Annotated in this window: 22 protein-coding genes; 7 read left to right on the top strand and 15 right to left on the bottom strand. The window is 68.4% G+C overall.

Annotated features, from left to right (window positions below; translation table 11 throughout):
• The first annotated feature begins 128 nt into the window (after positions 1-128).
• Entirely contained in the window at positions 129-1424 is a 1296-nt protein-coding gene (locus EV193_RS01825) for a geranylgeranyl reductase family protein (protein ID WP_130342168.1), read from the top strand.
• Here EV193_RS01825 and EV193_RS01820 read toward each other — a convergent pair.
• The 6 genes from EV193_RS01820 to EV193_RS01795 form a co-directional block, all read right to left on the bottom strand.
• A complete protein-coding gene (locus EV193_RS01820) occupies positions 1390-2403 on the bottom strand; it encodes an LLM class flavin-dependent oxidoreductase (protein WP_242613084.1) in 1014 nt (337 codons plus the stop codon). The genes EV193_RS01825 and EV193_RS01820 overlap by 35 nt on opposite strands.
• Positions 2387-3562 (bottom strand): MAB_1171c family putative transporter, encoded by a 1176-nt coding sequence (locus tag EV193_RS01815; protein WP_130342167.1) that lies wholly within the window; start codon positions 3560-3562, stop codon positions 2387-2389. The genes EV193_RS01820 and EV193_RS01815 overlap by 17 nt, the downstream gene beginning before the upstream one ends.
• A gap of 3 nt (positions 3563-3565) precedes the next feature.
• A complete protein-coding gene (locus EV193_RS01810) occupies positions 3566-4567 on the bottom strand; it encodes an ImmA/IrrE family metallo-endopeptidase (protein ID WP_130342166.1) in 1002 nt (333 codons plus the stop codon).
• Entirely contained in the window at positions 4560-5096 is a 537-nt protein-coding gene (locus EV193_RS01805; RefSeq protein WP_130342165.1) for a helix-turn-helix domain-containing protein, read from the bottom strand. The genes EV193_RS01810 and EV193_RS01805 overlap by 8 nt, the downstream gene beginning before the upstream one ends.
• Positions 5097-5388: 292 nt before the next feature.
• Entirely contained in the window at positions 5389-6543 is a 1155-nt protein-coding gene (locus EV193_RS01800; protein WP_130342164.1) for an FAD-dependent oxidoreductase, read from the bottom strand.
• Between the two features lie 18 nt (positions 6544-6561).
• Positions 6562-6999: a nitroreductase family deazaflavin-dependent oxidoreductase gene (locus EV193_RS01795; RefSeq protein WP_130342163.1), complete on the bottom strand. Its 438-nt coding sequence runs from the start codon at positions 6997-6999 to the stop codon at positions 6562-6564.
• 141 nt (positions 7000-7140) lie between these two features.
• On the opposite strand from EV193_RS01795, the gene EV193_RS01790 reads away from it, so the two are divergent.
• The 3 genes from EV193_RS01790 to EV193_RS01780 are packed head-to-tail and all read left to right on the top strand — an operon-like array spanning position 7141 to position 12517.
• A complete protein-coding gene (locus EV193_RS01790) occupies positions 7141-10326 on the top strand; it encodes an NHL domain-containing protein (RefSeq protein WP_130342162.1) in 3186 nt (1061 codons plus the stop codon).
• Between the two features lies 1 nt (position 10327).
• Entirely contained in the window at positions 10328-10783 is a 456-nt protein-coding gene (locus EV193_RS01785; RefSeq protein ID WP_130342161.1) for a GNAT family N-acetyltransferase, read from the top strand.
• A 57-nt stretch (positions 10784-10840) separates the two neighbouring features.
• Positions 10841-12517: a glycoside hydrolase family 99-like domain-containing protein gene (locus EV193_RS01780; RefSeq protein WP_130342160.1), complete on the top strand. Its 1677-nt coding sequence runs from the start codon at positions 10841-10843 to the stop codon at positions 12515-12517.
• Between the two features lie 186 nt (positions 12518-12703).
• Here the strand turns inward: EV193_RS01780 and EV193_RS01775 are convergent, their stop codons facing one another.
• The 9 genes from EV193_RS01775 to EV193_RS01740 form a co-directional block, all read right to left on the bottom strand.
• A complete protein-coding gene (locus EV193_RS01775) occupies positions 12704-13027 on the bottom strand; it encodes a hypothetical protein (protein ID WP_130342159.1) in 324 nt (107 codons plus the stop codon).
• A gap of 3 nt (positions 13028-13030) precedes the next feature.
• Entirely contained in the window at positions 13031-13435 is a 405-nt protein-coding gene (locus EV193_RS01770) for a hypothetical protein (protein ID WP_165401177.1), read from the bottom strand.
• A 2-nt stretch (positions 13436-13437) separates the two neighbouring features.
• The gene (locus tag EV193_RS01765) at positions 13438-14520 is read right to left on the bottom strand and encodes a WXG100 family type VII secretion target (RefSeq protein WP_130342157.1); all 1083 of its coding nucleotides are present in this window, start codon (positions 14518-14520) and stop codon (positions 13438-13440) included.
• Between the two features lie 23 nt (positions 14521-14543).
• On the bottom strand, positions 14544-15341 hold the full coding sequence (locus EV193_RS01760; protein ID WP_165401176.1) for an ESX secretion-associated protein EspG: 798 nt from the start codon (positions 15339-15341) through the stop codon (positions 14544-14546).
• A 36-nt stretch (positions 15342-15377) separates the two neighbouring features.
• Complete coding sequence (locus EV193_RS01755; RefSeq protein WP_130342155.1) at positions 15378-16661, bottom strand: hypothetical protein; 1284 nt, start codon at positions 16659-16661, stop codon at positions 15378-15380.
• The gene (locus EV193_RS34675; protein ID WP_423202121.1) at positions 16662-17285 is read right to left on the bottom strand and encodes a DUF3558 family protein; all 624 of its coding nucleotides are present in this window, start codon (positions 17283-17285) and stop codon (positions 16662-16664) included.
• Positions 17278-17736, bottom strand: a complete 459-nt coding sequence (locus EV193_RS33040; protein ID WP_165401174.1) for a hypothetical protein — start codon at positions 17734-17736, stop codon at positions 17278-17280. Before EV193_RS33040 ends, EV193_RS34675 begins: the two co-directional genes overlap by 8 nt.
• Positions 17737-17908: 172 nt before the next feature.
• Positions 17909-18175: a hypothetical protein gene (locus EV193_RS01745; protein WP_130342153.1), complete on the bottom strand. Its 267-nt coding sequence runs from the start codon at positions 18173-18175 to the stop codon at positions 17909-17911.
• Positions 18176-18208: 33 nt separating this feature from the next.
• Positions 18209-18553: a hypothetical protein gene (locus tag EV193_RS01740; RefSeq protein WP_130342152.1), complete on the bottom strand. Its 345-nt coding sequence runs from the start codon at positions 18551-18553 to the stop codon at positions 18209-18211.
• 336 nt (positions 18554-18889) lie between these two features.
• Here EV193_RS01740 and EV193_RS01735 point away from each other — a divergent pair, with 336 nt between their 5' ends.
• The 3 genes from EV193_RS01735 (at position 18890) to EV193_RS01725 (ending at position 20364) form a co-directional block, all read left to right on the top strand.
• Positions 18890-19702 (top strand): helix-turn-helix domain-containing protein, encoded by an 813-nt coding sequence (locus EV193_RS01735; RefSeq protein ID WP_165401173.1) that lies wholly within the window; start codon positions 18890-18892, stop codon positions 19700-19702.
• The gene (locus EV193_RS01730) at positions 19699-19899 is read left to right on the top strand and encodes a DUF397 domain-containing protein (protein ID WP_130342150.1); all 201 of its coding nucleotides are present in this window, start codon (positions 19699-19701) and stop codon (positions 19897-19899) included. Before EV193_RS01735 ends, EV193_RS01730 begins: the two co-directional genes overlap by 4 nt.
• A gap of 201 nt (positions 19900-20100) precedes the next feature.
• Positions 20101-20364, top strand: a complete 264-nt coding sequence (locus EV193_RS01725; protein WP_130342149.1) for a nucleotidyltransferase domain-containing protein — start codon at positions 20101-20103, stop codon at positions 20362-20364.
• Positions 20365-20486 lie beyond the last annotated feature (122 nt).

Genomic DNA, 20486 nt, shown 5'->3' with positions numbered 1-20486 from the left:
GGCCACGTGGCCGGCCGGCGGCTGTCGCAGCGGTCACAGCCGCGCGGGCTCTCAGCGGGCACCGCTTAGACTCGATGGCCGGAACGTGAACGCTTTCACAAGCTCGAGCGAGTTCGCAGGGGAGCCACATGACCACGTCGACCGGTCGCCGCAAGCACGACGAGGACGCCGACGTCATCGTGGTCGGGGCAGGCCCGGCCGGCTCGACCGCGGCGACCTATCTCGCCCGCGCCGGCCTTGACGTGCTGCTGCTGGAGAAGAGCGTGTTCCCGCGCGAGAAGGTATGCGGCGACGGGCTCACCCCGCGCGGCGTGAAGCAGCTGATCGACCTCGGCGTGGACACCCGCGAGGAGGCCGGCTGGCTGCACAACCGCGGCCTGCGGGTGATCGGCGGCGGCATCACCCTCGAACTGGACTGGCCGGACCTCGCGAGCTTCCCGCCGTACGGCGTCGTCCGCCCGCGCCAGGACTTCGACGAGCTGCTGGCCCGCACGGCGCAGCGCGCGGGCGCCCGGATGCACGAGCAGACCACGGTCATCGGCGCGGTCACCGACGAGCGCACGGGCAGAGTCGTTGGCGTGCAAGGGAAAACGGGCCCAGACCGCACGCCGGTGACCTACCGCGCGCCGCTGGTGCTCGCCTGCGACGGCGTGTCCGCGCGGCTGGCCCTGTCGGTCGGCATCGACAAGCAGGAGTCGCGCCCGATGGGTGTGGCCGTGCGCCGGTACTACGACAGCCCGCGCAGCAAGGACGACTACCTCGAGTCGCACCTGGAACTGTGGGATCGGTCCGGGCCCGAGCCGTCGCTGCTGCCCGGCTACGGGTGGATCTTCGGCATGGGCGACGGCACCGTGAACGTGGGCCTCGGCATCCTGTCCACCTCGAAAGCCTTTGGCAGCACGGACTATCGGGCGCTCATGCGGTCCTGGCTGGACGGCACGCCGGAGGAGTGGGGCTTCCGCGAGCACAACGCGGTGGGCAAGATCGGCGGCGCCGCGCTGCCGATGGGGTTCAACCGCACGCCGCACTACTCGCCGGGCCTGCTGCTGGTCGGCGATGCCGGCGGCATGGTCAACCCGTTCAACGGCGAGGGCATCGGGTACGCGATGGAGTCCGCGCGGCTGGCCGCGGAGTGCGTCGTGCAGGCGCTGGCCCGCCCGGAGGGCCCGGCGCGCGAGCGTGCGCTGGAGGGCTACCAGGTGGCGCTGCGCGAGGCGCTCGGCAGCTATTTCCGGCTGGGCAACGTGTTCAGCAAGCTGATCGGCAAGCCGCTGATCATGCGCGCGGCGACCAAGTACGGCCTGCCGCACGCGCGGCTGATGAAGCTCGTGCTGAAACTCCTCGCCGGCCTGTACGACCCGCGCGACGGCGACGCCTACGACAAGATGATCACGACGGCGACCAGGCTCGCGCCGAGCGCCTGAGCTGTTCGGCGACGCTCGCGATCAGTTCGTAGGAGCGGCGCCGGTCGGCGTGCTCGTACACCGGCGTGGTGATCATCAGCTCCTCGGTGCCGGTGTCGTCCAGCACGGACTGGAGCTGCTTGGTGATCGTCTCCGGCGAGCCGACCAGCACGCTGCCCGACCGCTCGGCGATCTCGGCGCGGTCGTCGTCGGTGTACGGATAGTCCGCCGCGTCCTGCGGGCTGGGCAGCTGGATGCGGTTGCCGCGCACCCGGCTGAGCACTTTCAGCCGGGTGGATCCGGCCAGCCACTCGGCGCGCTCGTCGGTGTCCGCCGCGATCACCGACACGCTGACCAGCATCCGCGACGCCGGCGCGAGGGAGCGGTAGGTGCCGGTGGCCGCCACGGCGGCGGCCGGCGCGAGGTGCCGGGCGAACGCGTACGGCAGGCCGCGCTCACCGGCGAGCCGGGCACTGGCCTCCGAGGAGCCGAGCAGCCAGATCGGCGGTGCGTTGCCGACGGCGGGGATCGCCTTGATCGTCGCGTTCTCGGCCGGGTCGAGGTACCCGCACAGCTCGTCGAGCTGGCGGAGGAAGCCTTCGGTCGTGCGATCCCGCTCACCGAGCGCGGTGTCCACAGTGGACAGTGCGCCACCCGGCGCGCGGCCGAGTCCGAGGTCGATCCGGCCGGGGTGCAGCGCCTCCAGCGTGCCGAACTGCTCGGCGATCACGATCGGCGGATGGTTGGGCAGCAGCACCCCGCCCGCGCCGACGCGCAGGTGCCGCGTCGCGTTCGCGAGATGGTCGATGAGCACCGCCGGGGCGGAGCTGGCCACGCCGCGCATGCCGTGGTGCTCGGGCACCCAGTACCGGTGAAAGCCCAGCTCGTCGGCCAGTTTCGCGAGGTCGACCGTGTTGTGCAGGGCCTGCCGGGCGGTGGATCCGGCCACGATCGGCGAGGTGTCCAGCACCGAGACGCGCACCTCAGCTCGTCGAGACACGCGCGCCGTCCTCGATCACGCCCCGCTTGGCCAGGTGCTCGCCGACGGCGATCATCCAGCGTGCCCGGCGCCGCCAGGTCGGCAGATCCGGCTCCAGGCGCGGGTAGGGCGGTTCGGCCGGCGCGTCGTCGTCGCCGGCCCACCGCGCGTCCCGCCGGGCGGCGCGCCGCTCCAGTCCGACGGCGATCACGCCGGCCGCGACCGCGGGATCACGCATGTCGCCGGTCGGCTCGTCGCAGTCCCGTGCCAGCTCGGACAATCCGTCGGCGATCTCGACCGTGACCTTCTCGAATTCGTCGTCGGTGCCCGCTTCGAGTGCCACGTAGGGGAATTCCGTGGTCAATGTCCGCCACAGTGGAGCCATTTTCCTGGCATACCGGTTGCGCTGTCTTCGGTCGTACGCCGCGCGTATCTTCGCGAACAACGCGGCCAGCGGGATCAGCGCGAGACCGAGTGCCAGAATGAACTGGCCGCTCAACTGTCCGATGGAATACAGGTTCGTGAACAGGTCGGGATCGAATTTGGGATCCCATTGTCGGATGATCTGACGCGACAGGGATATCCCGTTCACGCCCAGCGCCATTCCGGCGGTGCCCACCGCGGCCAGCCAGAAGGCCGCGCGCGCCCAGCGGTGGTGCAGTTGCCGGCGTATCGCGACCGCCCGCCAGATCCCGACGAACCACACCGTCAACGAGTAGCCGCTCTCGCTCACGTACCACAGCGTCCGTTGCCACATCTGGTATTCCTCGGCCAGATGCGGGCGCTGCCACAGCTCCGGCATCGTGGCGCGGATCGTGATCATGACGGTCACCGCGATCACCAGAATGCCGAACTCGATCAGCGCCTTGCGCTTGCGCTTCTTCTCCGGAATCCGCGTGTTGGCCAGCAGGAAGTACGCCGACCAGCAGTAGGCCATCGTCATCCAGCAGGTATTGATGATGTGCCCGAACGCCGGCCCGAAGAAATCCTTCACCGGATCAAGGAACGGCGTGTTGATGCCGAATGTCGCGGCGAACGCGAGACAGAACAATCCGAGTGCCAGCACACGCAGCGGCAGATCCCGCGGCCGGCGGGCAAGCTGGGTGAACTCCCACAGCATCACCGCGACGATGACCGCGCCCTTGGCCCACCGAATGGTCAACTCGAGGTCGCTTTTCATGTATTAGTCCAGCGCGAATCCGAAGGCGGCGGCGATGCTGTGGTCGGCGGGACTCGCCTCGCGCGAGAGCTGGTTGGGACGGGGGCGTTCGCGCGCGAGGCGGGACAGCGTCCGCGCGCCGACCTCGGCCTCCCACTCGCGCCAGTCGTCGTAGGCGTCGGCCGTGTCCTCGCCGGCGGGCAGCCCGCAGGTCATGGTGTCGCCGATGTCGAGGTGGCCGCGCACTAGGTGGATCACCTCGTGGTAGATCACGACCGCCTGCTGCGGCGCCGGGGCGTCCCGCTCGACCAGGATGTGGTCCGCGTCCGGCAGCGGCGCGAGGTGCCCGACGCCGGTGGTCGCCGCGAGGTCGATCGCGCGCACCTCGATCGGCCTGTCCCGGCGCTCGCCGAGCCGCTGGCACAGCTCCCGCGGAGTGAACGGTGTGCGCAGGCCGAGATCGTGGACCAGCGCGCGGCAGAGCGCGTGCAACTGGTCCGCTGTCATCCGTGCTGCGGTCATCGCCGTCCCACTGTCGCGGTCGGACCCCCCGAAGTGGTCACCCTGCCCTTGGGAAGGCCGCGGTTCGGTGCGCTCGGTGGAGCGTAGCGCGGCAGGCACAGGGCGCAACGCCCGGCGCAGTTGCTCGCGGCGCTCGACGGCGGGGACGGGCATCCGGCAGATGCTGTACGGCTGGGCTCCGCAGCCGGTCAGGGCGCGGGTGAGCAGGTCGTCCCGGGCCGCGTCGACCAGGGCGAGGTCGTTTCCGAAGAATTCCGGTCCGACGCCGAAGAAGGCCGCGATCGCCGCGAGCTGATCGTCGCGGGCCTGCGCGCCGGTGCGGATACGCTCGACCGTCGCCTGGCCGGCACGCTCGTCGTCGCCGAGCGCCTCGGCCAGCGCCCTGCCCACCTCGGCCGTCGTGAAGGACCGCCAGGTGCGGTCGTCGACGGGCTGCGCGACGACGTCGAACAGCCAGTTCAGCCGCGCCGCGATGGAGTCGCCCCGGTGCGCGCGATCAGGCATCGGGCTTGTCGGCCCGCTCGTCCTCGGAGGTCAAGGCCCGAGCCAGCGCGCGCATCATCGACGCCTGCTCCCGCGCCGCGCGGGCGTCGCCGGCGGCGTTGCGGTGGGCCGTCTTGGTGACCCCGGAGTCGCGCAGGGCCTGCTGCAACTCGTGTACGGCGGCACGGAGATCGTCCTGCGCCCGCTGCTGCGCGGCGAGCGTGGACCGCAGCCGCCGCTCCGCCTCGGCGAGGTCGCGCTCCACCTCCTCGGCCACCGCGGGGTCGGTGAAGTACCCGACCGGCACCTCGAAGAAATCCGCGATCGCACGCAGGGTGCGCAGGGTCGGGTTGGCCTTGACGCCCCGGCGAAGCTCGCTGAGATGTGACTCGGACAACTCCCAGCCCGCGGCCTTGCACGCCGTCACCACATCGCGGTTGGTGTGCGGCCGGTCGGGCCGCTCGGCCGGCCTTCGCACCTCGAACAGGCGGTTCAGCTGCTCGGACAGGCTTTTCAACGGCGGAGACCCGCCAGGTTCAGCGTGTGCCATCTCGCCTCCCCAGTCTTGTGGCACCGGCCGCGTCGGTGATGGCTGTGATCACCGCCAGCCACCTTAGCGTCCTCTCAACGTCGTCTCACCGCAACCTTGACACACCTCAGCGTAGCTCGGGCTTGACTAGAGCCGCTAGAATTTCGCTCTAGCGGCAGAGTTAGGTGCGCTCGAGGGTGTGCGTTCCGCGTTGGCGGCCCGTTGAAGGTCAGGTCGGACGCCTTTGATCTGCCCGGGGAAACGGGAATGTGTCCCGGCGACGGAGGGAGACGTCGGGACACATCCCCGCGATCTATCCGACCGGCGTGTCCCAGTCGATCTGGTCGGCGATGTCCCGTTCCGTCTCCGCGGCCACGTCGCGCTCGTCCACCGAGCCGGGTGCCGGACCCGGCCGCTGATTCGTCGGTGTGGCGGACAGCCGGGCACTGTTGGCGATGTTGGTCTCCACTCTCGGCCGGCGCAGCCGCTCGTAGCCGGCCAGCGCGCTCGCCCGGTCCAGGTCGCGCAGCGCCTTGCCGAGCACCACCGCGTCCTCGATGGCCATCGACGCGCCCTGCCCGGAGGCCGGCGACGCGGCGTGCGCGGCGTCTCCGATGATCAACATGCGGGCGGAGGACCAGCGCGGGACCGACGGCAGATCGTGCGCGTTGGTCGCCATCAGCCGCGCCCCGGTCGCCGCCACGATGTCCGCGGCCGGCGTGTCGTCCTGGTGCAGCAAGGAGATCAGCCGATCGCGCCACTGGTCCGGCCCGCCGGCGAAGAGGTGCTCGTCGGTCAGCTCGTCGTCGGTGACCCGCGCGAACCAGAACGTCTCGCCGGCGGGGGACACGGCGTACCCGAACGCGGCGCCACCCCTGATCATGTCGATCCGGCCGGGCGCGTGCGGCGGATCGGCGTCGAGCGTGTAGCCGTAGAACACCTGCTGGCCGGCGTAGCGCCGGGCCGGCACCTCGGGGTCGATCAGCGGCCGCACCACCGAGTTCAGCCCGTCCGCGCCGATCAGCAGATCACCGCGCGCGGTGTCGCCGCCGGCGAAGTGCGCGACCACGCCGTCGGGCTCCTCGGTGGCGCCGGCCAGCCGTTTGCCCTGCACGATCGGCACCCCGCGCCGGCGCACCTCCTCGCGCAGCACCGCGCCCAGTTCGGCGCGCCGCAGGCAGCGGTAGCGGTGCCGCTCACTACCCAGCGGCATCTCGGCGAGCGTCGTCCCGTCCGGCCCGACCAGACGCAGCGAGTCCAGCGGAAACCCAACGGCGGCAACGGTTTCCGCCGCGTCGAGCTGTTCGAGTGCGCGCATCCCGTTGTCCCCGAGGATCAGGAACGCGCCGATGTCCTCGCCGCTGTCCGGGTGTGCCTCGTACACCGTCGCGGCGATGCCCGCCTTGTGCAGCGCCAGCGCCGCCGAGGTGCCCGCGATGCCGCCGCCGATGATCACCACATGGTCCACACCATGCAGCTTATGAGCTTATGACTCGGGCTCCAGTACGAAGACCGGGATCTCGCGGCTGGTCTTCTTCGTGTAGTCGACGTAGTGCGGCCACACCTCGATCGCGCGCTCCCACCACGCGGCGCGCTCGTCGCCGGTGACCTCGCGGGCGACGAAGACGCCCTTCTCCGTGCCGTCCTGCAGCTGAACGCGCGGGTTGGCCTTGAGGTTGTGGTACCACGCCGGGTGCGATGGATCGCCGCCCTTGGACGCCACCATCGCGTAGCTGCCGTCGTGCTCCACGCGTATCACCGGGTGCTTGCGCAGCTTGCCGCTCTTCGCGCCGACGGACGTCACCACGACCACGGGCTTGCCCTCGACCGTGGTGCCCTTCGTGCCACCGGAGCCCTCGTACGTCTCGACCTGTTTGCGCACCCACTCCCAGGTACCGGGTGCGTATTCACCAGTCAACGTCATGCCCGGCACAACGATCACCAGCTTGCCGACTATTCCTGACGCACCGCGATCAAATGCTGATCGAATGTCGCGTGCCGGTGGAACGGCGACCGGCGGCGTCCCCGTCCGTATCGCGAATCGCTCGGACGACCAGGGGGACCAATGCCACGAACCGCCGCTCGACTACTCGGGGCGATCACTGCCGGAGCACTCGCCGTCCCGCTCGTGATCACCTCGCCGGCCGCCGCGCAGGCGACGCCGGTGATCACCCGGACGGTCACCGTGGCCGGCACCGGTGAGGACGGCTACTCCGGCGACGGCCAGCGTGCCACCGAGGCGCGGATCAACGGGAAGGGTGCGATCACCGTCGGTCCGGACGGCACGCTGTACCTGGTCGACGAGGACGTCCGCCGGATCCGCGCGGTCAACGCGCAAGGCGTGATCGACACCGTGCCGGGCTCCCGTGCGCTCCGGTCGCCGGCCAACGACAGCCCCACGGTGAACGGCATGAAGTTCAGCCCGAGTGACGGGCCGATGGCGGTCACCGCGGCCAAGGACGGCACGCTGTACGTCGCCGGTACGAGGACCGTCCGACGGCTCGGGCGGGACGGCGTCTCCACCGCGCTGGCCGCGTTCCGCGAGGTGACTGACGCGATACCGAACGGCATCGCGGTCGACGACGCCGGCAACACCTACGTCAACGGCGACAACCTGATCTTCAAGATCGACCCGGCCGGCAAGCTCACCAGGATCGGTGGTGGCGGCCGGCTCGAGGGGCAGGACGCGAACGGGAAACCGGCGACCGAGGCGCGACTGAGCCCGAACATGGCCGTGGACTCCCGCGGCACGGTGTACGTCGTCTCCTCCAGGGAGACCTACAAACGTGATCAGGCGGCCAGCCTGTACAAGATCGACTCTGCCGGCATCCTGCACACCGTCGCCGGAGGCGGGCAGGCCGGGTTCTCCGGAGACGGTGGCCCGGCCGTCAAGGCGCGGGTGTCCGCGGAACTGGGGGCCGTGGCGGTCGACGCGAAGGACAACGTCTATCTGCTCGACCGCGGCAACGGGGTGGTGCGCGTGATCGGCGCCGACGGCGTGATCGGCACCATCGCGCCGGCTCTGCCGAATGCCTCCGCCGTGACGCACCTCGCGGCCGGTCCGAACGGAGAGATCTACCTCCGCGAGGGGGCACGCGTGCGGAAACTGGTGCGCGAGAACCTGCCGACGGCACCGGCCAGGCAGGCCACCTACCCCGCCCGGTTCCCGCAGGACGCGCCCGGCACCGTGCACACGATCGCCGGCTCCGGACAGGAGGAACGCACCAATCTCCAACCCCGGCAACCCGATCAGGGACTGCGGATCGCGGTCTCGCCGGACGGCGCGCGGTACTACGTCGACACGGGCGCGCATCGTGTCATGAAGGTGGCGCCGGACGGGACCAGTTCGGTGTTCGCCGGGGCCGGGGAGCCGGGCTTTCGCGGTGACGGCGGCGACGCGGCGCGGGCTCAGCTGAGCTCACCGCGTGGGCTCGCCGTCGGGCCGGACGGCAGCGTGTACATCGCCGACACCGGCAACAAGCGGCTGCGCAAGGTCGACCCGACCGGCGTGATCAGCACGGTCGCCGGCAACGGTGGGGCCGGCGGCAAGGGCGGCTATTTCGGCGAGAAGATCACCGTGCGGGGCGACGGCGGACCGGCGATCGCGGCGACCGTGACTCCGCGCGATGTCGCTGTCGGCCCGGACGGCTCGCTGTACATCGCGGAGGCTGAGAACTCGCGGGTCAGCAAGGTGGATCCGAACGGGATGATCAGCTCGTTCGCGGGTGCGGGTGAGCGGTGGATGAACGAAGCCGACGGGCATCGGGCGGCCGAGTCGGACTTCTACGCGCCGCGCGCCGTGGCGGTCGGCCGCGACGGATCGGTGTACGTCCTCGACGGCGACAGCAGGGGCAACTGGCCGGCCGTGCGGATGGTCGACCCGCGAGGAATCGTGCGCACCGTCGCCGGCAACAGCTACCACGACGAGAAGGAGGCCGGCTTCGGCGGTGACGGCGGCCCGGCGGTGAAGGCCGAGTTGAACAACCCGCACGACATCGCCGTCGGGCCGGACGGCACGCTTTACATCGGCGACACCTACAACGCCCGCGTGCGCGCCGTGAACCCCGCGGGTGTGATCACGACCGTGGCCGGCACCGGGCAGCGGGCGGACTCCGGCGACGGCGGCCCGGCCGCGGCGTCCGGGTTGCGCGAGCCGCAGGCGGTCGATGTCGACGCCAAGGGCGTGCTCCACGTGATCACGTTGCCGGGTGACCGGATCCGCGCGATCGATCACGGCACGATCACCACGACGGCCACCCTCCTCAGGAGGGCCGCCCCGGGTTGGGGCTTCACCGGAAGGCCCGCGACCGAAGCCGGCCTGACTCCGACCAGCGTCGCCGTCGATCACGACGGGCGCCTGCTGATCGGTGACCAGACGACCGGGATCTACACGACGGAGACGAACGGCACCCTTGTCTCTGCGCACGAGCCGACGGTCGGTGCGTCCGACATCGCGGTGGCTCCGGACGGCGCGCGGTATCTGGCATCCACGACCGGCGGGGTCACCCGGGTCGATCCGGGTGGCGGACAGCCATACCTGGTCGCCGGGGGCGGGCCGGGCAATAAGGGCGAGCCCGAGTTGGTCGAGCCCGGGAAACCGGCGACGCTCGCCAGCTTCGGCAGAATCGCCGACCTGGCCGTGAGCCCCAACGGGCGGCTTTACGTCGCCGGCGCGAAGGGCGTCTACCGGCTCGAGCACGACGGCACGCTCGCCACCGTTCACACCGGTCTTGTGCGTGGCATCGCCGTCGACGCCGAGGAGCGGTTCTACCTCGCTGACAGTGCCCGGGTCTACCGGGTGGACGCCGCGGGAGTTCAGACCGCGGTGGCCGGATCGGGCGAGCAGCGGGACGAGGATGAGGACAACGGGGACGGCGGCGACGCGACCGACGCCTGGCTGGACAGCCCTGCCGACGTGGCCGTCGACAGCGCCGGGAACGTCTACATCGCAACCGACGAGGGAATCCGGCGGGTGGACGCGGACGGCACGATCATCACGGTCGCGAACATTCCGCCGTCCGGCAGCTACCCGAGCACGTCCGGCGAACTCACCCTCGACCGGCACGGCGACCTCTACTACATCGACGCGCAGCGCAACCAGGTGAAGGTGGTTGTCCAGCCCGGCAGGATCGCGACGCCGTTCGACTGGGCTCCGGTCATCTGGATCGCCGGCGGTGCGCTGGCGCTGGCTATCGTTGGGTTGGTCGGCCTGCGGTGGTGGCGCAGGCGTCCGAAGCCGGAGGAGGCATGACGTGCGGGTGGTCCTCGATGACCTGTCGGGTGCGGGGATCGTCGCGCTGCTGACCGATCACGTCGCGGAGCTGCGCGCGACCTCGCCGCCGGGCAGCAGTCACGCGCTGGACGTCGACGGGCTGCGCGAGCCGGGTGTCACGTTCTGGTCGGTGCTCGACGGCGAGACGATCGCGGGCTGCGGCGCGGTCAAGGAGCTGGACGCGACGCACGGTGAGATCAAGTCGATGCGCACCGCGCCGACGCACCGTCAGCGCGGGGTGGGGTCACTGGTCCTGCGGCACATCGTCGCCGAGGCGCGGGCCAGGGGGTACACCCGGCTGAGCCTGGAAACCGGGTCGGCCGACTTCTACGCGCCGGCGCGCGGACTGTACGAGCGCCACGGTTTCACCTACTGCGAGCCGTTCGACGACTACGTGCTCGATCCGCACAGCGTGTTCATGACCAGGGCGCTGTAGCCGGTTCGCGTGTTCGCCTGCGGTCGCCGGTCGGACATCGCTACTGTCCGGCACGGCGTGGCTGATCGCGGACAGGAGATGGAACGGGTGGGTTTCCCAGCAGGTACGCGCGCGCGTCGAGCCGCGCTGATCGCCGTGGCGTTGGTCGGAACGAGCGCGCTGACGGGCGGGTTGATCGCCGCGGCGGGGCAGGACGAGCCGCAGGCGCCGGAAAGGCAGGCGGTGCAACGCAATGAGCCGCTGCCGTTGGTCGAGCTGGTGTCGGCCGGTGGTGTCGGGCGGCTCTACACGGTGGACCTTGCCGAGGCGCGCAAGGCGGTGCAGAACGGGATGAAGCGGGCCGCCGGGCAGGTCGGGTACCTGCCGAGCGCGCCGTTCGAGGGCTCGGCGCCGATGTACCGGCTCAAGCCGTCGGCCACCGCGTCGGGGTGGCTGTTCACCGCGTCGACCGCCGAGCGGGACACGCTGCTCGGCAAGGGCTGGGTGGACGAGGGCGTCGCCGCGCACCTCTACCCGCAGGCCGGCCCCGGTCTGGTGCCGTTGCTGCGGTTCTCCAACGGCAAGGAGTGGCGGCTCGCGTTGGAGTCACGCAAGGACGAACTGGTGAACGCCGGCTACAAGGTCGACGGCCGGCTGGGATTCACGCATTCGACCTGGTTCCGCGCCGGCGCGGTCTATTTCGGCATGTTCAACATCAACGGTCACCAGCGCATCATTCAGCGCACCAAAGAGGTGTACGGCCGCGAGGGCGACTGGTGGGGCGGTGTGCGCGATTTCAAGAATGGCACGCACTACGCCAAGGACAACTGGCCGAACGAGGACTTCTCCTATCTCGAGCCGTCGATGGGCTATTACGACGACTCGAACCCGGCCACCCTGGAGAAGCACATCGATCAGGCCACCTCGGCCGGGCTGAGCTTCTTCAACTTCTACTGGTACTGGGATTCGAAGAACGGGCGGCCGTCGGTCACCGGCGCGTCGCTGGACGCGTTCTTCAAGGCGCGCAACACCAACAACATCGACTTCACCATCGGCCTGTGCGCGCATCCGTTCGACGGCCTGAAGATCCCCACGAGCCAGTTCGACGCGGTCGCGGACACGCTGACCGGGTACCTGGCCAAGGAGAACACCTTGCGCACCAACGACGGGCGCAAGATCCTCAACATCTGCGACGCGCGCGGGCTCGGCGACGGGAAGCCGGAGCAGATCAAGCGGTTCGCCGACACCGTGCGCGCCAAGGCGAAGGCGGCGTTCGGCGAGAGCATTTACGTGATGATCAACCAGGCCGGGTTCGACCCGAAGCAGGTGCCGGCCGCCGGTGGCAACGCCGCGTACTGCACGACCGACGGGCCGGGCGTCGAGGGCCGCTCGTACCAGAAGTACCTGGACAAGCAGCGCGATTTCTTCGCCGCCGCGCCGGGTGCGTATTCGCGCTGTGTGATGTCGGACTTCGATGAGCGTCCGCGCTATCCGATCGAGAACGCGGACGTGAAGGCGATCCGGTGGATGCCGGACGCGAGTTTCGACAATTTCCGCAAGGCGGTGCGAAACGTGCGCGCGGACGCCACGAATTCGACGCGCCCGCCGGAGGTGGACAATCTCGTCTACGTCTACGCGTGGAACGAATGGCACGAGGGCGGTGTGGTCGAGCCCAGCAAGCGCGACGGCTGCCGATTCCTGGACGTTCTCCGCGAGGAGCTTCGCCTGACGAAGGGCGCCGGCTGCACGTCTTAACGGGTTCGTTCGACTATCCGGGTGGCCGGGTTGGTTTCCGATCGAGAGGGACGTCACCGGTTGCGCTGCCATACGTTGGCTGGGGCTGAAATTGTCATCTACCAATACTGTGGAGTCGTTAGCGGAGGCCAGTGATTCCGGTCAAACTGACGGGTGTGAGGCGGGTATTGCTGGAACGATCAAGCCTCAGTCGATCTTGGAGAGGGGTACCGCGAGGAGGGCAAGGCCGCCGACGGTGGCCAGGAGGAGGGTCAGCAGCCAGACGAATGCTTGGAAGTAGTCGATGACGGTGCGGACTCTGTAGTTGGCGTAAATCGCGATGGGTGCGCACAGCCACGTCAGGAGCCACGTCAGGCTGCCGTACTTCCACAGGCCGACTATCGTGTAAATGACTGTGAGTGCGGGCAGGACGAATCCCGCCCAGTACTCGTGGCGAAGCGTGGTGCTGCGATGGAAGAAGACCTCGTCGTAGTCTCTGGGCCGCATTCGTTCGAGAAACCGGGCGAGCATTGGTTACCTCTTCGGCTTTCGTCGCCAGGTTTCGCGGAGGGAGAGATCCTCCTCGTCTTCGTCTGTCTCCTGACGGCGCGCACGCCACGGCGTTCCCGCGGTCGGGGTCTGCACCTCATCGCGAGCGAGCCCGTCCAGGTGCTCGCGGGCGCGCTCGGCCTCTGCTTCCCGCTGTTCGGTGGACAACGACTCGTACCAGGACGCGACCTCACGTCCATGAGCAGCGAAGGCTTCGTCGTACAGGTGGCGGCCGATGATCTCGGTGGGTGTGAGCCGCCCTGCCAGGAGTTCGCGGGACATCTCCGCGAGTTGGGGCTGACCAGTCTGCTCCGCCAACCGACTCAGCAGCTCACGTCGGTGACGCGCGAGACCCGGGGTGTCTTCTGCTTCGAAACTGGGATCGCTCATGGTCAACACACCGTCGCTGGATGTTTGTACGCGCCCGCCGGGAACGGATGCGGAGCGAAACTCCCTGTGGTTCCGATGATCGCCAACACGTTGCCGTAGAACGTTCTGAGGATGCGTTGCACGCGGCTGAGATGCGAGCCGACCTGATTCCACATGTCGACAACTTCCTTGCATTGAAGCGCAGATATCGCCATGAGTGCGGCGGGACCGACGACGGTGCTTCCAAGGATTCGTGCTGCCGCCCATTCGATGACGATCCAGAACACCTTGTCGAAGATCTTCAAGATCAGACTCTTGGCCGCCTCGGCGAACTGCCACACGCCCTCAGCCGCCGTGGTGTATGCGTCACGCAGCTTTTCCATACCTGACTTGTGCTCGCGAATTGTCTTGCCGAGGCCGTCAAAGTAGGTCGAGGCGTTGTCGGCGGCCTGTCCCTGCCAGGAGTACCGCAGCCTGCTCGTTGCCCCGTCGAGGTTCGTCGCGACATCGTCGTAGAACTTCGCGAGCTTGTCGAACGCGTTGGCGCACCGTGCGAAGGCTTGCCAATCGCCGGTCACAAGGTTCGCCAGTTCCTGGGCCGGATTCGTGCCCAGCAGCATGTTCAGCACTTCCATCGTCCAATACCCAGGACTGAAGAAGCTGCTGACCGCGTTGATCGCCTGCTGCGGAATCGGATCCTTGAGAGCGCCCGGCGCTTCCGGCGGAGACAACCGCCCGCTCGGATCGCGAACCTCCCTGATCGTGCGATCACCCACCGATACCGGCGGCCGCGGCAACGACGGGCCAGGGTATGTCCGATCCAGGCGCTCGGCCTCCCGACGATCCGTGCCCCGGTAGTACTCAGCCGTCCGACCAAGCTCGATAGCGCTCGCTCGAGCTAGTCCGCCCATCTTCGAGACCGAGGTCATCACCTGCTTCTTGACCTCATCGGTCGATGACCAGATCTCGTTCAACAGGCCCTTCTCACCCCCCGGAACATCGCAGTTGAACGACACATACTGCGCCGCCTTCAACGTGTGCTCGTACTGCCGCTCCACGAGCTGCTCGAACGCCCCAATCTCGGCCGGCTCGACCGTGAATCCCACGTCGTCTCCTTCTCGTGTGACGGCTACCGGGTCAGGCTGCGCTGAACCGCACGCAGTTGGTTGATCAGGTCGGCATCACTGCCGGGCGCGACTTCGACGTAGGTGTCGTCGGGTGTGTCGGTGATGGTGGCTCGGTAGCGGCCGCGGTCGGTGTCGGTGTAGCGGATCGGGCGATCGCTGCGGCGGTAGATTCCGTGCCCGTCTCGAACGCCGCCGTACAGCTCGCCGCCGCCAAAGCTGGGTAGCGCCATGATCTGCCTGATGTGGCGGGCATCCGGCGCAGCGCGGCGCAGCGCGACGCCGCCCTGGTTTCGGGTGCGGCCGTCGGAGCGCACGGCGGCGATGTCGCGTTGCGGCGCGCGCAGTGGCTGACCTGAGCCGGGGCGGACCGGCGGGAGTTGGGCGACCAGCCGTTCGGGGAGTTTGTTGGCGTTGCTGATCTGGGACAACCACACCGTGTTGCCCCGGCGGATCGCGAGCACTGCTTCCCGCGCGATCGCCGCCACGACGACCCCGGTGACCGCCTCACCGCCCTCGTCGAGCGGGTGGCGGACCCAGCCGAAGTACTCCACGCTGCCGGCGCACAGCACCCGCAGGGCCGCCTCAATCTCGATCTCCAGTTGACCCCGCCGGTCGTACCAGCCGAGACGGGTGCATTCCTCACGAACCCGGCTGGCTAACGTTTCCCGATACGAGTGCGGATACCAGACCGCCTGATCGGGGCCGTCACGCAGCACCAGATGCAGCTCGCCGAGCCCCTCCGCCTCAACGATCGCATTCAACAGATCAGCGTTGATCTCCGCGCGTGCGGGCAGAACCACATGTCCCCCTGTCATGCATGATGCTGCTACCAATCCTTACTGGTCATCGTCGTCCACCCCGATCGTCGGTGGTGCGGTCGCCACATCGGTGCCGAAGATCTCGTGCGGATCGGGCTCGACCACGAAGGACGCCCGCTCATGCTCGGTGTCCTCGTCCCGGCGTCCACCGCCAGCGCCCATCGGCATGCCACCCATCGGCGACCCACCGCCGGGACCACGACCGGCCACACCGCCGCCGCGTGTCGTCGGTCCGTGCTCACCGTGCGGGCCGGCGCCGACTCCGGGACCAGCGCCGTGCGGCACGCCACCACGCCCACCTGTCCCGCCGCCTACTCCGCCACGGCTGCCGGTGCGCTCACCATCGCCGCCAACACCACCGGAACCCGGTGTGCCCACTGTGCCGGGGACACCGAACAATCCAGGTCCGCCGCCACGGCGTGCGGCGTCTTCGCCACCAGGCGGCAAGCCACCGGTGACAGGTATGCCTGGGCGCTGTGTCGGATCGGTCGGTATCGGTGTCTGCTGCGACGGCGCGGTGCCGCCACCTGGTCCACCGGTCACCGGTGGGGCGCCGGCAACCGGGCCACCCGGCGGGGCCGTGGATGGTGGTGTCACGGTCGGGACTCCGCCGCCGACCGGTGTCGGTAGGTGCACCGGACTGCCGTCTGTCGGCACGCCCGATGTCCCTGAGGTGCCCGATGTGATCGGGTGGCCGCCCACCCGGGCGCCGTCGCTGTTCACGCTGCCGACTCCCGGGCCGGCCGACATGGTTGTCACACCGAGGTCGCCGCTCGGTGCCAGCATCGTCCCGAACTCGCCCTCACCTGGGAATTTCATATTGGATCGGGCGAGCAGGGAGTAGTTCTCCATTGCACGTTTGTTCGTTTGAGATGCGGCGTCGTGCGCCTGCATTCCATCCAGGAACGACTTCTTGTCCGGGTCGGCCAACGCCGCGAAATCTCCCGGCTTGTCCGGCAACGGCGGCACCGGCACCACCTGCGCCTTGGCCCCGTCGAACGCGCCCGCCTGGTCGCTGCCCAGGCGACGCGACTTTCCGGTACCGAGCCCGCTGGCCTGGTACTCCGTCGCCAGCGGCATCGTGCCCGCAACGGCGGCTTCGCCGGCATCCCCCTGATACGCCGTCCGCAACTCTGTCGTCAGCGCCAGAATCACACGTTCTTCCTCGGTGCCATCATTGGCGATCTTCTCAAGCGCCTTGGACGCCTGTCGCAACCACGACGGCCCCGTGCCCTCATGAAAATTCCGGTAAATCGCATCACCGGTCATACCGGCCATCTGGCCACGCGAGTCCTCAGCCATTCACCTGCCCCCTTTCAACGTCGAGATGAGCCCCTCAGCCACCCGAACAGCAGACGCGTCGCACTTGCCCGGCCCCCTGACGCCAAGCAGACTAATCAGGGCTGGGAGAGTGTCCGAAAGACCAATCGTGAGATTGCACGCCCCGTCCGAATCGCTGTGCGTGCCTCCATCTTTAAATACCCCGGGATACCCCCCAACGAAGGTCTCGTCCCAACGCCCGGGGAACTCTCCCGCCTGCCGACCCCGGTAGTAGTCGGACAATCCATTCGCATTGACCTTCATAAACGTCAAACGGAGAGACGCGCCTCCCCACTCGCAGTTGGGACCGCCAATACCATCCAAATCCGGTTTTCCCGCTGGGGCCATATCCAGTGTTTGTATCGTTTGCGGCGAGAGTGCTGCGCACGGATCAGCTAGCAGCCGAGTCGCATCCAGCGGTACAGCCACCTTCGGAGCACCGTGCGTCGGCAGTGCCGGCTTCGTCGATGTAGGGGGCGGTGCTGTGCTAACTGCCGTCGTGGGTGTCGGCGCCGACGACTGGGTCGCCTGACCGTCGCCCGAGCACCCGGCGAGCAACACACTGGCCGCAACCGCAGCGCCTGCGATCACACGGCGATCAGGCATCCCGAGGCCCGGCTCGGCGCATCTTCTCGGCATTGGCGCGCTCGACCTCGGCAAGCTGTGTGCGCGCGGCCCGGAGCTGGTTGAAGCGATGCTCGGCGAAGCGGTGCATGCCTCGTGCATGCTCCTTACCCCGCAGTGCGGCCTTTTTAAACTCCTCCGCGTGAGCCCGACTGTCCTCGTCGGCCGCCGGAGGCCTGATCATGTCGTGCGCAACCTGAAAATTCTGGACACGCCCCTTGAGCGCCTGCACAACGAGGTCTGCCTTGCCGATGACGTGGTCGAGGTGGGCGAGGTCTGCGAAGACGTGCTTGCCCAGGCCGGGTGAGGAGTACACCGGCGGCGGGGCTTGGCCGTTCATGTAAGCCTGGTACCCCAGGTACGCTTGCCGCACCTCTTGCTCCGCCTGCTTGCGGCGGGCCTCCCACTGCGGATTGTCCCAACTGTTGATCAAGGTTTCCGAGCCCCCGTCTCCTTCACGACTGCCCCAGTTACATCAGGGCGCGGCCGAGCGAAGCATCGCGTGGCCGCGCCGTTGGCGATGGTACTGGTGACGCAGGAGGTTCTGACGGCTACTCGACCAAGGTCACTCGTTCAGAGTATTCGACCGAGCCCCTGAGTGAGAGTTATGGGAGTTCGCGGAAGTGGTGGCGGCAGTGGGCGATCAGCCAGTCGTGGCAACGGTGGCACACGTCGGGTTCAGCGGTGGTGATCGGGTCGGGGACATTGGCGATCAGCAAGGTGTCGCACACCGAGTCGCCCAGGTTCTGGCCGTGGTCGTTGTCGATGATCGGGGTGCCGTCTGGCCAGGTCTGGCGGAGGTGGCGGGTCCGGTGATCGATCACCGCATGCCCCCACAAACCGGACACACTGCCGGACGGTGCCGCGCTCACGACAGTTGCCCCTCGCGGTTACCGCCCGAGCGATCACACATGGCGGATCCGGCTGTCACGCGGAAAGTCCTCACTGCCGGACTCTGGATTGACGACGGGTGCCAGGAGCTCTGCTACCCACGTGACCACGGCGGCGAGCTGCCCGGTCACTTCCTCGGGCATGCCGCGCTGGTCGAGGCGGAGCGCTTTGGCGTGACTGGGGTAAATGAAGATGCCCACGACCACCGCACCGCCCGCCAGCACGGCGCTGCCCCAGAGGTCCGCGCCGTAGGGATGGGCGAGAGGGCGGAGCTCCCAGGCCCATCGAAACTCAGCAGGTAGACGCGCCAGCTCGGCGTAGCGCGCGACAGCGTCGGCGTGGCTAATCAACGTGCTCATCGGGTTCAACCTCCGCACGCCCAGTCGCGCCGCTTCTCGTGTGAGTCCCGGGCGATTCGTTTCTGTGGCTGAGGTCCCGCGCGGATACCCGGAGGCAGCACGTCCGCGCGGGACCCGGTTCCGGCAGCCGTTGACTTCTGCCGAGTTCCACCAACTGCAGTGGAACTGCTGTGTAACTTACACGCGGATGGCCCGATCGCAACCAGATGGTCGATCTGTCACTCTCGCGGCGTAGCGACGGAGGGGGTGGACCAGCAGACTGGCTCGGTCACGAGACGACTGGGAGGCAACATGCCAGCGGTTACTCCGACCATGGGCCGGCGACGCCTGGGTGGCGTGCTGAAGGCGCTCCGTGAAGCAGCGGGCCTGACCAATGGTCAAGCAAGCCGCGCTTCTGGAGTGTCGACGGCGAAGCTGTCGCGCCTGGAGACGGGCCGCAACGTCGTCTACGCCGAGGATGTGCAAGCGCTCCTGGACGCCTACGACGCGACTTCGAACGTCCGAGACAAGGTGCTCAAGCTCGCAGCATTGGCCGAGCAGCACGGCTGGTGGGAAGAGTTCGACGACATCCTCCCCGCGGACTTCGACCTGTACCTGAGCATCGAAGAGGCCGCCGCGTCGCTGCTGGTGTTCGGCACGTCCGTGGTGCACGGCCTGTTGCAGATCGAGGACTACGCCCGTGCGTGGATTCGCGCTGAGGACCCTGGAATGCCCAACGCTGAACGGGAACGCCTGCTCGGTCTGCGCATCGCCCGTCAACGGGCATTGCACCGCAAGCCCGAGCCACTGTTGCTGTGGACGGTGTTCGACGAGGCCGTTCTCCGCCGCAAGGTCGGCGGCCCTGCGGTGATGCGCGCCCAGGTCGAGCATCTGTTGGCCATGAGCGAGCTGCCCAACGTGACCATCCAGGTCCTGCCGTTCGACGCCGGCGCACACGCCGGCAGCAGCGGCTCCTTCACGCTGGTCGAGTTCGCCGAACCGACCGATCCCGAGACCGGCTACGTCGACTGCGCCGCTGGTAACGTCTACCCGGAGAAGCCGGCACAGGTTCGGACGCTGAAAACGAGGTTCCACCACCTGACCAGCTCCGGTCTCACGCCAGGCGAATCCTTGTCCTTCATGCACAAGATCGCAAAGGAGCTGGCGTGAAACCCGTTGACCGCGCCTCGACTCTGCCCCTCACCTGGCGCAAAAGCAGCTACAGCAACCAGGGCTCGGAATGCGTCGAACTGGCAACCACTCCGCAGTGGACGGCCTTCCGCGACTCCAAGAATCCGCACGGCGGCACCATTGTGATCGCGGCTGATCAGTGGGCCTCATTTCGACTTGCAGTGACGGCGAACTAGCTGCGACAGCTGGCCGAGGACGGCAAGGGGGCCGGCTACTTCTCCCGCGCAATCACGCGGGGGCCGTTCCAGAACCCGCCCTGCAGCTACGCGGCGTCTGGTGTCGAAGGCCGCCTTGCAAGCTGTCGTGTGGTCCGGGTGCTGTATCGATATCATCGTCGCGTGACACTTGAGGAGCCGTAGCGCGCACACAGGCCGGCGATCGCCGGCCTGTGTGCGCGCTACGGCGTCGTGGAGCTGTCGGTGTTCGGCTCGACGGCGCGCGGTGACGCCGTCGACGACAGCGATGTGGACCTGCTCTACGTTCGCGGCCCACACGCCGCGCAGGGCCTTGCCTTTCTGCAGATTCAGAGGGACCTCGAGGCGTTGATCGGTCACAGAATCGATCTTGTCTCGAAGAAGGATCTGCACTGGGTAATCAAGAATGACGTGCTCGCCGACGCCGAGGTGCTCTATGTCGCGTGAGCGGTACCCCGCTGTCGCGGCGGCGTTGGACGACAAGGGACCGCACTGATCGACTGGGGGCGGGGTGCGGGCGCGCCGGATTGAGCGGCGCCCTACACTTACCAGCCGTGTCTTGTGAAGCC

The organism is Herbihabitans rhizosphaerae (assembly GCF_004216555.1).
Lineage (GTDB): Bacteria > Actinomycetota > Actinomycetes > Mycobacteriales > Pseudonocardiaceae > Herbihabitans > Herbihabitans rhizosphaerae.
The sequence above is the reverse complement of the archived record's forward strand: the minus strand, read 5'-3'. Positions and strand labels throughout refer to the sequence as shown.